Origin of the sequence: Mycobacterium sp. (assembly GCF_002863225.1) — a bacterium.
Classification (GTDB): domain Bacteria; phylum Actinomycetota; class Actinomycetes; order Mycobacteriales; family Mycobacteriaceae; genus Mycobacterium.
Map to the genome: position 1 here is coordinate 23,469 of NZ_PKEK01000040.1, position 12,870 is coordinate 36,338.

13 protein-coding genes are annotated in these 12,870 nt (G+C 64.9%); 7 read left to right on the plus strand and 6 right to left on the minus strand.

What is annotated here, in order from left to right; all coding sequences use genetic code 11:
* Positions 1-55 precede the first annotated feature (55 nt).
* Positions 56-733 (plus strand): class I SAM-dependent methyltransferase, encoded by a 678-nt coding sequence (locus CYU59_RS10970; protein ID WP_292989110.1) that lies wholly within the window; start codon positions 56-58, stop codon positions 731-733.
* Here the strand turns inward: CYU59_RS10970 and CYU59_RS10975 are convergent.
* The 3 genes from CYU59_RS10975 to CYU59_RS10985 are packed head-to-tail and all read right to left on the minus strand — an operon-like array spanning position 730 to position 3,789.
* The gene (locus CYU59_RS10975; RefSeq protein WP_292989112.1) at positions 730-1,806 is read right to left on the minus strand and encodes a prenyltransferase; all 1,077 of its coding nucleotides are present in this window, start codon (positions 1,804-1,806) and stop codon (positions 730-732) included. The genes CYU59_RS10970 and CYU59_RS10975 overlap by 4 nt on opposite strands.
* Entirely contained in the window at positions 1,793-2,524 is a 732-nt protein-coding gene (locus tag CYU59_RS10980; protein ID WP_292989114.1) for a class I SAM-dependent methyltransferase, read from the minus strand. Before CYU59_RS10980 ends, CYU59_RS10975 begins: the two co-directional genes overlap by 14 nt.
* Complete coding sequence (locus CYU59_RS10985) at positions 2,518-3,789, minus strand: glycosyltransferase family 4 protein (protein ID WP_292989726.1); 1,272 nt, start codon at positions 3,787-3,789, stop codon at positions 2,518-2,520. The genes CYU59_RS10980 and CYU59_RS10985 overlap by 7 nt, the downstream gene beginning before the upstream one ends.
* Before the next feature lie 212 nt (positions 3,790-4,001).
* Between CYU59_RS10985 and CYU59_RS10990 the strand changes: the two genes are divergently transcribed.
* From CYU59_RS10990 to ugpC, 6 genes are read left to right on the plus strand one after another with little or no spacing between them, the layout of a single operon-like run.
* Positions 4,002-4,562 carry an isochorismatase family protein gene (locus CYU59_RS10990; protein WP_292989116.1) on the plus strand — a complete coding sequence of 187 codons (561 nt, stop codon included), beginning with the start codon at positions 4,002-4,004 and terminating at the stop codon, positions 4,560-4,562.
* Positions 4,559-5,356, plus strand: coding sequence for a ketosteroid isomerase family protein (locus CYU59_RS10995; protein ID WP_292989118.1), 798 nt, complete (start codon positions 4,559-4,561; stop codon positions 5,354-5,356). The genes CYU59_RS10990 and CYU59_RS10995 overlap by 4 nt, the downstream gene beginning before the upstream one ends.
* Positions 5,357-5,407: 51 nt before the next feature.
* Complete coding sequence (locus tag CYU59_RS11000; RefSeq protein WP_292989728.1) at positions 5,408-6,766, plus strand: sugar ABC transporter substrate-binding protein; 1,359 nt, start codon at positions 5,408-5,410, stop codon at positions 6,764-6,766.
* A complete protein-coding gene (locus CYU59_RS11005) occupies positions 6,763-7,704 on the plus strand; it encodes a sugar ABC transporter permease (protein ID WP_292989120.1) in 942 nt (313 codons plus the stop codon). The genes CYU59_RS11000 and CYU59_RS11005 overlap by 4 nt, the downstream gene beginning before the upstream one ends.
* Positions 7,695-8,537, plus strand: coding sequence for a carbohydrate ABC transporter permease (locus tag CYU59_RS11010; RefSeq protein ID WP_292989122.1), 843 nt, complete (start codon positions 7,695-7,697; stop codon positions 8,535-8,537). The genes CYU59_RS11005 and CYU59_RS11010 overlap by 10 nt, the downstream gene beginning before the upstream one ends.
* A gap of 3 nt (positions 8,538-8,540) precedes the next feature.
* On the plus strand, positions 8,541-9,611 hold the full coding sequence (ugpC, locus tag CYU59_RS11015; protein WP_292989125.1) for a sn-glycerol-3-phosphate ABC transporter ATP-binding protein UgpC: 1,071 nt from the start codon (positions 8,541-8,543) through the stop codon (positions 9,609-9,611).
* Positions 9,612-9,633: 22 nt separating this feature from the next.
* Here the strand turns inward: ugpC and CYU59_RS11020 are convergent, their stop codons facing one another.
* The 3 genes from CYU59_RS11020 to CYU59_RS11030 form a co-directional block, all read right to left on the minus strand.
* Positions 9,634-10,422, minus strand: coding sequence for a sensor domain-containing protein (locus CYU59_RS11020; protein WP_292989127.1), 789 nt, complete (start codon positions 10,420-10,422; stop codon positions 9,634-9,636).
* Positions 10,423-10,480: 58 nt separating this feature from the next.
* Positions 10,481-11,143, minus strand: a complete 663-nt coding sequence (locus tag CYU59_RS11025) for a sensor domain-containing protein (protein WP_292989130.1) — start codon at positions 11,141-11,143, stop codon at positions 10,481-10,483.
* A gap of 189 nt (positions 11,144-11,332) precedes the next feature.
* Positions 11,333-12,694 (minus strand): sensor domain-containing protein, encoded by a 1,362-nt coding sequence (locus tag CYU59_RS11030; protein ID WP_292989132.1) that lies wholly within the window; start codon positions 12,692-12,694, stop codon positions 11,333-11,335.
* Positions 12,695-12,870: the final 176 nt, after the last annotated feature.

Sequence of the window (12,870 nt, forward strand, 5' to 3'; positions counted from 1 at the left end):
CACCGAAGTCTAACGGTGAAAACGACGTATCCGCGATTGCGTTAACCTTCACGCGATGACGCCTTCTCCGAATAGTGCAGCCGCCGACCAGATCACCAGCCGATTGTTCGCGCTGGCCGACCGGGTCACCGGCTTCATGCCCGCCGACGAGGGCCAAGTGCTGTACGACGTGGCGACCCGCTACCTCGACAACGGTGTCGGCGTGGAGATCGGGACCTACTGCGGCAAGTCGACCGTGCTGCTGGGTGCGGCGGCACGCGCGCGCGGCAGTGTGCTTTACACGATCGACCATCACCACGGTTCCGAGGAGCATCAGTCCGGGTGGGAGTACCACGACGCGTCCCTGGTCGACCCCGTCACCGGACTCTTCGACACGTTGCCGTCGCTGCGGCACACGCTCGACGAGGCGTCGCTGGACGACAACGTGGTGGCGGTGGTCGGCAAGTCGAGTGTGGTGGCGCTGGGCTGGCGCTCGCCGCTGCAATTTCTGTTCATCGACGGCGGTCATAGCGAGGAAGCGGCCCGCAAGGATTACGACGGATGGGCCAGATGGGTCGGCGCCGGAGGCGCGCTCGTCATTCACGATGTCTTCCCGGATCCGCGTGACGGCGGGCGACCTCCGTACGAGATCTATTGCCGCGCACTGGAAAGCGGCGCATTCACGGAGCGGTCCGCGACCGGGTCGATGCGGGTGCTCGAGCGCACCGGCGGTGACGCGGGGGAGCCGGTTTAGCGATCCGACTGGCTCGCGGCGCACTCGCAGTCGTAGTCGCTTTCCAGGCCGCGCGGCAGATCGGCGCCACGGAAGATGCCGTTGCCGGCGGTGGTGCGCGACAGCGCGTCGGCGGCGAGAATGACAGCGGCGCCGGTCCAGCTGGTGCGCTCGACCGGCCAGCGCTTTCCGTCGCTGAACACCAGCCCGGTCCAGTACGAACCGTCCTTCTCCCGAAGGTGTTGCATGGCGGCGAATTGCGTCATGGCCGCCTCGCGGTCACCCATCGCGTCGAGCGCCAGCACCAGTTCGCAGGTCTCCGCACCGGTCACCCACGGCCGGTCGTCGACGCACCTGATGCCCAGTCCGTCGACGACGAAATCGCCCCAGCGGTCGGCGATCCGGGCCGATGCCGCGGTGCCGCGCAGTGCCCCACCGAGGATGGGGTAGTACCAATCCATCGAATGGTGCGGCTTCTCGGTGAACGCCGACGGATGCACCGCGATCGCATGGCCCAGGCGGCCCAGGGCGAGCTCCCACTCCGGCTGCGGCGAGTTGACCAGATTCGCCAGTGCCAGCGCACATCGAACGCTGTGGAAGATGCTCGCGCAGCCGGTGAGCAGAGCCTCCGGTAGCGGACCGGAAGGGCTTCGTGCCCAACAGATTTCACCACCCTCGAGCTGCAGGTCCAACACGAAGTCGATGGCCGCGCGAACGGTCGGCCACATGCTGGCCGCAAACGCCGGGTCGCCGGTCACCAGCACGTGATGCCAGACGCCGACCGCCACATAGGCGCAGAAGTTGGTGTCGCTGTTGGCGTCCTCGACCACCCCGGCGCGTAACTGAATCGGCCAGGACCCGTCGGCGCGCTGGCGGCGGCGACACCAGTCGAGGGCACGTCGCGCGGGCTCGATCAAGCCCGCCGCGGTGAGCGCCATCGCGCATTCCACGTGGTCCCACGGATCGGTGTGGCCACCTTCGGACCAGGGAATCTCGCCGGACGGATACTGCAGCGCTGCAATGGATTCCGCCGTCTGACGGCATTGCTCGGGAGTGAGGACGCCGTCGACGCCCGGAATTTCAGACCAGCTCAACGGCAGACACCGGCTTCTCGAAGTACAGCGCGACGCTTTTGCCGATCAGTGGGTTCAGCGTCGACTCGGCCAGCCTGGTTAGCAGTGGCCGTTGCATCATGTCCCACACCAGCACCTTGTGGTAGGCGGCGACGGCGGGATGATCCGACTTATCCACTCCGACAGCACATTTCAGCCACCAGAAGGGGGCGTGCAACGCGTGTGCGTGGTGGGTGTGGGTGAAAGTCATCCCGCGATCGGTGATCTTGCCGCGCAACTCGTTCGCCCGGTAGATCCGGATGTGGCCACCCTCGTTGCTGTGGTAGTCGTCGGAGAGCAACCAGCAGACCTGTTCGGGCAGCCAGCGCGGCACGGTGACGGCCAGCTTGCCACCGACCTTGAGCACCCGGATCAACTCCGCGATGACGGCGTCGTCGGCCGGGATGTGTTCCAGGATCTCCGAGGCGATCACGCAGTCGAAGGTCTGGTCGGGGTAGGGCAGCGACCGTGCATCGCCGACGACGGCTTCCGCCCGGCCTGACGCCGGCACCTCGCCGGCCTCAGCCATGCCGCGGAACATCGTGGCGACATCGCTGATCTCGCCGGCGTCCTGGTCGAATGCCACCACGTCGGCGCCCCGCCGATACGCTCCGAAGCTGTGCCGACCGGCGCCGCAACCGACGTCGATCACCTTGCTTCCCGGCCCGACGCCGAGCCGATCGAAATCGACTGTCAGCACAGCTCGCCCACCGCCGCACCGGGGTCGCGGACGGTTCCGCCGCGGGCGATGGCCTGCTGATAGACGCGCACAGTCTGGGCAGCCACCGATTCCCAGCTGAAGACTTCCACCGCGCGACGCCGACCGGCCGCTCCGAGTCGTTCGAGCTCGTCGGGAGAGCCCAGCAGCTCGCCCAGGACGCGGGTCAGTTCGGCCGCATCACCGGGCGGAACCAGTCTGGCGCAGCCCCCGTCGGCGCCCAGCACTTCGGGCAATGCGCCCGCCCGGCTCGCCACGATGGGTGTACCGCTCGCCATCGCCTCGACGGCGGGAAGCGAAAAACCTTCGTAAAGCGAAGGGATGCAAGCAATTTGGGCGGATGCGAACAGCCCGGCCAATTCGCCGTCGGAAAGGCCGCTGGAGATCCGGACGATGTCCGAGATGCCCAGCTCGGCGATCAGCTTCTCGGTGGGGCCGTTGGGCTCCAGCTTGGCGACCAGTTGCAGCTCCACGTCGTGGTGATGACGCAGCTTCGCGACCGCGTGCAGGAGGTGCCCGACGCCCTTGAGCGGTACGTCGGCACTCGCGATCGCGATGATGCGACCGGGCACTCGCGGTGCGGCCACCGGTGCGAACAGCTCCGTGTCGACACCCAGCGGCACCACGTGCAGCTGTTCGGGACGCACGCCGAAGTCCGTCGAGATATCGGTGGCCGACGACGTCGACACGGTCAGCAGCTCGGGGATGCTGCGAGCCACCCGCTCCTGCATCGCCAGGAAGCCGTACCACCGGCGCAACGTGGGCTTGCGCCACCAGCGTGCGGCGGCCAGATCCACCACCCGGTCGCGGGTGATCGGGTGGTGCACCGTCGCCACGACCGGCAGGCCCTGCGCGGCGATCTTGAGCAGACCGACACCCAGGCTCTGGTTGTCGTGCACGACGTCGAAATCGTCGTGCCGATCGGCCAGCAGTCGCGCGGCCCGCAGGCTGAAGGTGCGTGGCTCGGGAAAGCCGGCGGTCCACACACCGGCCAGTTCGAGCAGGTCGATGCGGTCCCGGATTTCCCGGGGATGCGGGATGCGGAATGGATCCGGCTCGCGGTACATGTCGAGGCTGGGTACCTCCGTGAGCACCACCCGCGGGTCGAGTTCCTCAGGGTAGGGCTGGCCGGAGAACACCTCGACGTGGTGTCCGAGGTCGACCAGGCTCCGGCTGAGGTGCCGTACGTATACGCCCTGGCCACCGCAGTGCGGCTTGCTGCGATACGACAACAGCGCAATCCGCATACTCACGCCCGATCTGGTGTCGAGGTGCCGACAACGGGCACGGGGAAAAGTTCGGGCGACGCGTCAACGGACTTTCTGGACACGTGTCTGGACTATAGTTTGACAAACTACCTGATGCAACGCGCTGCTGGCGGCGCTGATCCAGCCGATCCTACCCAGCTGAATCGTCGCAGTGACACGGGCACCAGACCGGTCGGCGATAACGTGGTGGCATGCGCGCGCTGGTCGTCGTCGACGTTCAGAGAGACTTCTGCGAGGGTGGCTCGGTGGCCGTCACCGGCGGGGCCGGTCTGGCGAGCGCCATCGCCGGTTATCTGGCCGATGGTGCCGATTACCACCACGTGGTGGCGACGCGGGATCTGCACATCGACCCGGGCGACCATTTTTCTGCTCACCCGGATTACATCTCGTCCTGGCCGCCGCACTGCCGCGCCGGCAGTGTCGGCGCCGAATTCCATTCCCCGCTCGACGCCGGCCAGTTCGAGGCGGTGTTCGACAAAGGCGCCTACGACGCCGGCTACAGCGGGTTCAGCGGCCACGACGACGGCGGGACGCCGCTGGCCGATTGGCTGCGCAGCAGAGACGTCCATCAGGTCGACGTGGTGGGCATCGCCGCCGATTACTGCGTGCGACGCACCGCCGAAGACGCGGCGGAGCAGGGCTTCACCACCAGGGTGCTGGCTGACCTGACGGTGGGTGTGGGGCAGGAGTCCACCGCGGCGGCGTTCGACGCCCTGCGCGCCGCGGGCGTCGCGATTGTGCCCGGCCGGTGACCGGCCCGACGGAGTCGGCATTGCTGGCCGCGGTGGAGCAATCGCCGGCGGCGGCCGCCGCACACGACCGCGCCGGCTGGGTGGGCCTGTTCAGTCGTGACGGTCGTGTCGAAGATCCAGTCGGCTCGAGGCCGCACACCGGACCGAACGAGGTCGGCGCGTTCTACGACACCTTCATCGGGCCGCGCGATATCGGGTTCCATCGAGACCTCGACATCGTCCGCGGTACGTCGGTGATCCGCGATCTCGAACTCGAGGTCCGTATGAGCTCGGCCGTCACGATGAGAATCCCCGCATTCCTGCGTTATGACCTGAGCCAGGTCGACGGTGACTGGAAGATCGCGCTGCTGCGCGCCTACTGGGAGTTGCCGGCAATGGTCGTGCAGTTCGCGCGCAACGGCGCATCGGCGCTGCCGGCCGGTATTCAACTGGCCCGTGGCCTGATGCGCAATCAGCGCCTTCGCGGCGCGATCGGTTTCGGCGAAGGTTTCCGGCGCGTGGGTTCGCGGCAGAAAACGCTGGTCGACACGTTCGTCAACGCAGTGGGACGAGGTGACAGCTTCGCCGCCCTGCAGTCATTGTTGTCCGGTGCGACAATCACTTTCGGCGACGACGAGGCTGCCGACGTGGCCGCGCTCATCGACCGATGTCCGGGAGCGACGGCGACGAAAGTGATCGCCTCCGGCACGACCGTCGTCGCGTCAGTCGGGGCAGGGCACTGGCGCGGTGTCCTGTTCGCCGATGTGGCCAGGCGTGGCACCGGAATTCGGCAGGTGCGCTATTTCCCGCAGTGACACCCCCTGCGGGCGCCGCCTGCGCCAGCGCCACCTGTGAACCAGGCATCCATCACTGCGAGCCGGAGAGACACCACGAACACCACCCTTGGTCGCGGTAGACCTTTCGATCGGCGGACCCTGCTGCGCGGTGCCGGCGCGATCGGCGCGGCGTCGCTGGCGGCGATTCCGACCGCCTGCAGTCCGGACGATGACGCGTTGACCTTTTTCTTCGCGGCCAATCCCGAGGAGGCGGACGCCAGGCTGCGTGTTGTCGACGCCTTCCAGCGCAGTCACCCCGACATCAAAGTGCGGACGTTGCTGTCCGGTCCGGATGCGTTGCAGCACGTGTCGATCTACTGTGCCGGCGGAAAGTGTCCCGATGTGCTGATGGCGTGGGAGTTCACCTACTCCGGATTGGCCGAGCGGGGCGTACTGCTCGACCTCAACACGATGCTGGCGCGCGACAAGATGTTCGCCACCGAACTCAAAGCCGACAGCGTGCCATCGCTGTATGAGACGTTCACCTACAACGGGGGGCAGTACGCATTCCCGGAGCAGTGGTCGGGAAATTTCCTCTACTACAACAAAACCCTGTTTGCGCAGGCCGGTGTGCGCCCACCGCCCGGCCGGTGGGACGAGCCGTGGAGCTTTGGTGAGTTTCTCGACGCGGCCAAGGCTCTCACCAGGCGGGACCACTCCGGCCGAGGCACGCAGTGGGGGTTCGTCGACACCTGGGCTCCGTACTACACGGCCCTGATCTTCGGTATGAACAACGGTGTCCCGTGGTCGAATCCGCGGATCAACCCGACGCACCTCAATTTCGACGAGTCCGCGTTCATCGAGGGCATTCAGTTCTACGCCGATCTGGCCAACCGCCACCGGGTCGCACCGACCGCGTCGGAAGCGCAGTCGATGGCCACCACGGACCTGTTCACCTCAGGGCACGCGGCGATGGCATTCGGTGGGCATTGGCGATACCAGACCCTCGACCGGGCCAAGGGCCTGGATTTCGACATCGGCGTGTTGCCGATCGGGCCGAAAGGCCGTGCTGCTCATACCAACATCGGGACCACCGGGCTCGCGATCGCCTCGAGCAGCTCACGGAAGGAGCAGGCTTGGAAGTTCGTCAAGTTCGCCACCGGGCCGGTCGGTCAAGCGGTGATCGCCGACTCGGGCTTGTTCGTTCCGGTGCTCAAATCGGCGATTCACTCTGCTGGTTTCGCGAAGGCGCACAAGCGGATCGGTAATATCAGCGTGCTGACCGGTGGGCCGGGTCATGCCGCGGGTCTCCCGGTAACCCCCGCATGGCCGAAGATCGCCGCGCTGTTGGACCGAAACGTCAGCCCCGTTCTGCGCGGTGCGCGCCCCGCGACGACATTGTCCGACGGGCTGTCCCGCCACATCGACGAGGTGCTCCGAACGCCATGAGCCAGCTCGACACAGCCGCCGCCCCGCCCGTGCCAGAACGCCGGCCATCGGCCCGACGCGCCCGGGCCGGGCGTTTGTTCGTCGCGCCGAACCTGGCTGCGGTCGCGGTGTTCATGGTGTTCCCGCTCGGATTCTCGCTCTACATGAGCCTGCACAACTGGGACATGTTCACCCCGGCAAAATTCGTCGGATCAGCCAACTACCGAAGCCTTTTCACCGAGGACCCGCTGTTCAGCATCGCGATGCGCAACACCGTGGTGTACGTCGTGGGCACGGTCGTTCCGACGGTACTGATCAGCCTCGCGGTGGCCGGCGTGCTCAACCGAAAAATCAAGGGCATAGCCATCTTTCGGACCATCATCTTTCTGCCTCTGGCGGTGTCGTCGGTGGTGATCGCCGTCGTCTGGCAGTTCGTCTTCAACACCAACAACGGTCTACTGAACATCATCCTCGGCTGGGTCGGCATCAGCCCCATCCCGTGGTTGGTGGATCCGAAGTGGGCCATGACGTCGCTGTGCATCGTGAGCGTCTGGCGCAGTGTGCCTTTCGCGACCGTCATCTTGCTGGCCGCCATGCAAGGCGTGCCGGAGAACCTCTACGAGGCGGCCCGGCTCGACGGCGCGGGGGAGTTCCGCCAGTTCGTGTCGATCACCGTGCCGTTGATCCGGGCAGCGGTGTCGTTCGTCGTCGTCATCTCCGTCATCCACGCGTTTCAGGCCTTCGATCTGGTCTACGTCCTCACCGGGCGCTACGGGGGGCCGGAGACGGCAACGTATGTCCTCGGCATCATGCTGTTCCAGCACGCTTTCGCGTTCCTGGAATTCGGATACGCCTCCGCTCTGGCGTGGGTGATGTTCGCCATCCTGCTGGTGCTGACCGTGGTGCAGCTGCGGCTGGGACGTCGTCGCGCGGCCCAGGAGGAGAAGTCATGGGCGTAGCCGGACGGGCAATCAGACCCGGTGTTCTACGCGCTGTCGCGGTGTACACCGCGTTGACCGTGATCGCCACCTGCGCGCTATTCCCGATCCTGTGGGCGGTGTCCGGTTCGTTGAAGCGAAGCGGTGAGATAGCCACGCCGACACTGTTTCCCGCAGATCCGCAGTGGTCGAACTATCGTGAGGTCTTCGCCGTCATGCCGTTCTGGCGGATGTTCTTCAACTCGGTGCTGTATGCCGGCTGTATCAGCGCGGGGCAGGTCTTCTTCTGCTCGCTGGCCGGGTATGCGTTCGCGCGGTTGCGATTTCGGGGACGCGACACCTTGTTCGTCCTCTACCTGGGCACCTTGATGGTTCCGCTGACGGTCACAGTGATTCCGCAGTTCATCTTGATGCGTATCGCGGGATTGACCGACACACCGTGGGCGATGATCGTGCCGGGCCTGTTCGGCAGTGCGTTCGGCACGTATTTGATGCGGCAGTTCTTCCGTACCCTGCCCGACGAACTCGAAGAGGCGGCGATCCTTGACGGCTGTACACCGTGGCAGATCTATTGGCGGATACTGCTCCCGCACGCCAAGCCCGCGGTGATGGTGCTGGCGGTGCTCACCTGGGTCAATGTCTGGAACGATTTTCTGTGGCCGCTACTGATGATCCAGCGCAGCAGTATCGCGACGCTCACGCTGGGCCTGGTCCGGATGCAGGGTGAATACGTGTCGCGATGGCCGGTGCTGATGGCCGCGTCCATCCTGATTCTGCTGCCCCTGCTGCTGGTGTATGCAATTGCCCAGCGCGCCTTCATTCGCGGTATCGCCGTGACCGGGCTGGGCGGATAACGCATGGCCCCGGTGACATTCGAGCAGGCGACGCGACGGTTCGCCGGTACCGACCGGCCCGCTGTCGACCGACTGGACCTCAGCGTTGGTGATGGCGAGTTCGTCGTGCTGGTCGGACCTTCCGGGTGCGGCAAGACCACGTCGTTGCGGATGATCGCGGGGCTGGAAGCGGTGGACACCGGGCGGATCCTGATCGGCGACCATGACGTCACCGATGACGATCCAAAGGACCGTGACGTCGCGATGGTCTTTCAGAACTACGCGTTGTACCCGCATATGACGGTCGCGCAGAACATGGGTTTCGCGCTGAAGATCGCCGGTGTGCCCAAGCGCGAGATCCGGCAGCGGGTGGTGACCGCGGCTCGACTACTCGACCTCGAGCCGTACCTGGATCGGAAGCCGAAAGAGCTTTCCGGAGGCCAGCGTCAGCGGGTGGCAATGGGTCGCGCGATCGTCCGTCGGCCCCAGGTCTTCCTGATGGACGAGCCGCTGTCCAACCTGGACGCGAAATTGCGGGTGCAGACCCGCAATCAGATCGCCGGACTGCAGCGCAGGCTCGGCGTCACCACTGTCTATGTCACGCACGACCAGGTCGAGGCGATGACGATGGGCGATCGCGTCGCGGTATTGCGTGACGGCGTCCTGCAACAATGCGCAGCACCTCGCGAGCTGTACCGGAACCCGGCCAACGTGTTCGTCGCGGAGTTCATCGGATCACCGGCGATGAATCTTCTGACCGTTCCGGTAGCCGATCACCGTATCGCGCTGGGACCATGGTCTACCCCGGTGCCGCGCGGAATCGACAGTGCGACAGGTGAACTCGTGATCGGAATTCGACCGGAGCATCTGCGGATCGGTGCGACCGGGGTTGAGATGGAGGTAGACCTCGTCGAGGAACTCGGCGCCGATGCCTATTTGTACGGTCGAATCTCCGGTGACGACAACGTATTTGATCATCAGATCGTCGCCCGGACCGACGGTCAGGACCCGCCGCAGCGGGGCGCCCGGATTCGTCTGGAACCGCAGCCGGGGCACGTTCACTTCTTCGGCCTCGACGGTCGCCGGCTGTCGTGACGCCGGCGACCGTGACGGCGCTCTAGGCGGGAATCAGGGTCCCGATTCGGTCCAAGATGGTGGGCACGCCGGCGCCGGTGTCGCCACGCTGGCACACCCGGGCCGCGTAGATCACGTTGTTCTTGACCCGTGCGCCGTGTGAGCATCCCCAGCCGTCGGCGTTGTTGTTCGTCAACTCGGTGTTGTGCCAGTTCGCGCTGGCGGGATCGCCGTTCTGGACCTGGAATTGCCATGTGGTGGCGGCATTGTCGGTAGGCCGGTGCACTGTCACGTTGTTGCACTGGTCCACGGACTTGAACGCGTTCTGGAACGCCGCCGTCGCGGTCGCAGCGTCTGCGTAGGTGGCTATCTCCTGCTCCACGACGTGCGTGAAGTTGTCTTTGCTCTCCTGCTGGCGCAGTGCGCGGAAAGTGGTGAAGTCGTTGCCGACCGCCGTCGTGTTGAGCCCGAACAGTGCGGCACACCTCGATTGGTTGCCCAGGGCATACGGTTGTAACGGGGTCTTGAACTTCTGCTCGTAATTCAGTGTCGCACTGAGGATTCCACCGGTCTCGTCGAGAGGTAGCAGCAGTGCGTCCACCTTGCCGGGCACGACAATCGCCGGCGGGGCAGGGGTGGCCGGAGCCGGTGTGGACGACGGCGCCGCTGCCGGTGCGGTGGGGTCACCCGCTGCCGCCTGCTGCGAGGTGGCTGTCGGCGCCGGCTTGTTGACCGTCGGATCGATGGTGTCTTCGTCGTGCTTGGGGTGGCAGCCCACGGCGGTCAGCACAATGAGGCCCGCACACGCGGAGGCAAGTTTGACCCGCTTCATTGAATTCGCCCTTTCGTTTCGTTCACGCTCTGCGTTCGGGGGTTGACTACGTCGCATCTCAAGACGGGAGTCCGCCCACTATTTGGTCCATCATTTGGCTGACCGCCGGCCCCGCATTGCCCATTTGGCAGACCTGGGCCCGCAGGATCGAGTTCTCGGCAGCATGCAGATCGACGTAGCAGTTCCACCCGACCGGATCGCCTTGGTACAACTGGCCTTGATGCCATTTCGCGTCGTCGCCGGAGACCTTCGGCGGGAAGAGCTGCCACGACGGCTTACTGGGACTGTCCGTGACAACCACGACCGAATTGCAACCGGCGGCTTGTTCGATCCCTTTGCTGAATACGCTCCGCGCGGTTTGGGCGTCCGGAAAAGTCGCCACGGATTGGAGCACGATGTAGTCCGGGGACTCCTTGTCGTCCTCGAACATGGTGATACGGAACAGATTCAGATCCGAACCGTAGAATTTGGTGCCTTGGGTGATGAGTGGGGCGCACTCTTGGTGTTGGTCGAGCTGGACTTCTTTGGAAGGGCGCTTGCCCTTGAGTTGGATCGGCAGATTGGTACCCAGAATGTCGCCCGCGGTGTCGGCCGACAGCAATACCGAGTCGATGTTGGATCCGGTCACTTGGGCGGCTGACGAATCAGCTACTGCTGCCGGTGTCGCACCTATCAGCACGGTGAGCGCGGCACAGCCGAGTGTGAAAAGTTCGCGTTTCATCGAGATACTTACCTCCTTTGATCTCAAACCCTAACGTCCGCGCGCGCCGACCTGACGCACTAATTCCGAGGCGCTGCGCCACGGAGCCTAGCGACCGTTTACGCAGCTCGCGGGCACACCGAGCGAAACCTTCGCCTAATCAACAACTCTGAGACACCCGCCGCGCGGCGGTGGTCTCACGGCTATGGACTATTTGGGGATCGAGCCGGCAATCTCGTCGGCAACCTGCCGGGCGACGTCCGCCGGGTTGCCGTATTGGCAGACTTTGGCGGCCAGCAACACGTTGCTCTGCGCGCGGAAATCGACGGCGCAGCGCCACGTGTCAGGTTGGCCCTTGTTCAACTCGATGACCGCCCACTGCGCACTGTTGCCGTTGATGGACGGGTTGGGCAGTTGCCACTGCTTGTCGGGTTGGGGGGTGGGGACCCGAGCGCCATCGCAACCGACCAGACCCTTCAGCGCGTTCTGGAAAGCCGCTGATGCCGCGCCGGCCCCCACATAGGTGGCGACCTTCTGGTCGACGATGTGCTGGAAACTGTCCTTGGACTCTCGGGAGTCGGTCTCGCGAAATGCGGTGTAGTCGACGTTGGCTCCGAACGACGACGTATCGAGGCCCACGAGGGGACTGCAATGCGACTTGTCTCCGTAGTCCAGCGGGTCCGGCGGGTAATAGAATGTGCCCGTCTCGCCCAAATTCGCACCGAGGATCTTGCTGACCTGCGGAACGCCCACGATGACGGACTTGATTTTATCCGGACCGAGAAAGTCCGACGGCGCCTTGGGAGCCGGCTTGTCCGGGGGTGGGATTCGAGCGCTGATTTGATCTACGGCCGCCGCAGCCGCTGGGCTGCCATTCGCCCATGCGCACAAAAACGCTTCGATGATGACATTGTTCTTGACCCGCGCCTGGTGGTCACAGCGCCACCCGTAATTCTGTTGCTGGTCGGTCTGCTGGAGTTCACCGAACGTCACCACGTCGCCGTCGAATGAGCCGGCAGCCATCAGCTTCCACACGGTGGGTTTGGACTTGTGCGAGATCGTTGTTCCGTTGCATTTGCCCAGCGACTTGTAGGCATTGTGAAACAATTCGCTGGCTTTGGCCGCGGTCTCGAATGTGGCGACGTGCTGGGTGAACGATCCGATCAGGCTGTCGCCCTTGATGCCTTCGCTGCGTGCTCCGCGGTACGCGGTGAACTCGCCCTCTCCGAGAGCATCCTTGGTGATCCCCATGACCAGGGCGCAGTCCGGTTTGTCGTAGTCGCTCGACGCCATCCCCGGCGACGCGAATTCCGTTCGCTTGTCGAGCGGCAGCCCGGCTAATTCCACCACGTCTTCGGTGGACAACTGCAGGTTCTTGATGCTGTTGGCGGACAACGGCTTTGGAGGAGGTGCCGGACTCTCGGGTGCGGCGTCCGGGGAGTGCTCCCCAGTGACCTTCTTCGCCTGCACCGGAACGCCGGCCGTCGTGTGAGTGCCACAAGCCGCGAGCCCCAGCACGATTGCCGCAGCACTGGTCACCGCCAGGAAGCGACGCCGTCGTTCAAGCAACATCGGTGCGGTCCTCTCGTCGTACCAAGCGGGGAGCAGGCTGATGTTAGCCTGCTGAACAAATTTGTGGGATTCATATGACGTTGCTCGCGGTAGCGTAAACGGCAGGGCGTGAGCAAAATTCACCGAATCCGCGCTGAGGCGGTTTGGATGTGAAGTACTTTTGCCGATGGCCGGCA

Coding starts and splice junctions, on each gene's coding strand:
- CYU59_RS10970 (WP_292989110.1), top strand. CDS start 56: ATGACGCCTTCTCCGAATAGTGCAGCCGCCGACCAGATCACCAGCCGA.
- CYU59_RS10985 (WP_292989726.1), bottom strand. CDS start 3,789: ATGCGGATTGCGCTGTTGTCGTATCGCAGCAAGCCGCACTGCGGTGGC.
- CYU59_RS10990 (WP_292989116.1), top strand. CDS start 4,002: ATGCGCGCGCTGGTCGTCGTCGACGTTCAGAGAGACTTCTGCGAGGGT.
- CYU59_RS11005 (WP_292989120.1), top strand. CDS start 6,763: ATGAGCCAGCTCGACACAGCCGCCGCCCCGCCCGTGCCAGAACGCCGG.
- CYU59_RS11010 (WP_292989122.1), top strand. CDS start 7,695: ATGGGCGTAGCCGGACGGGCAATCAGACCCGGTGTTCTACGCGCTGTC.
- ugpC (WP_292989125.1), top strand. CDS start 8,541: ATGGCCCCGGTGACATTCGAGCAGGCGACGCGACGGTTCGCCGGTACC.
- CYU59_RS11020 (WP_292989127.1), bottom strand. CDS start 10,422: ATGAAGCGGGTCAAACTTGCCTCCGCGTGTGCGGGCCTCATTGTGCTG.
- CYU59_RS11025 (WP_292989130.1), bottom strand. CDS start 11,143: ATGAAACGCGAACTTTTCACACTCGGCTGTGCCGCGCTCACCGTGCTG.
- CYU59_RS11030 (WP_292989132.1), bottom strand. CDS start 12,694: ATGTTGCTTGAACGACGGCGTCGCTTCCTGGCGGTGACCAGTGCTGCG.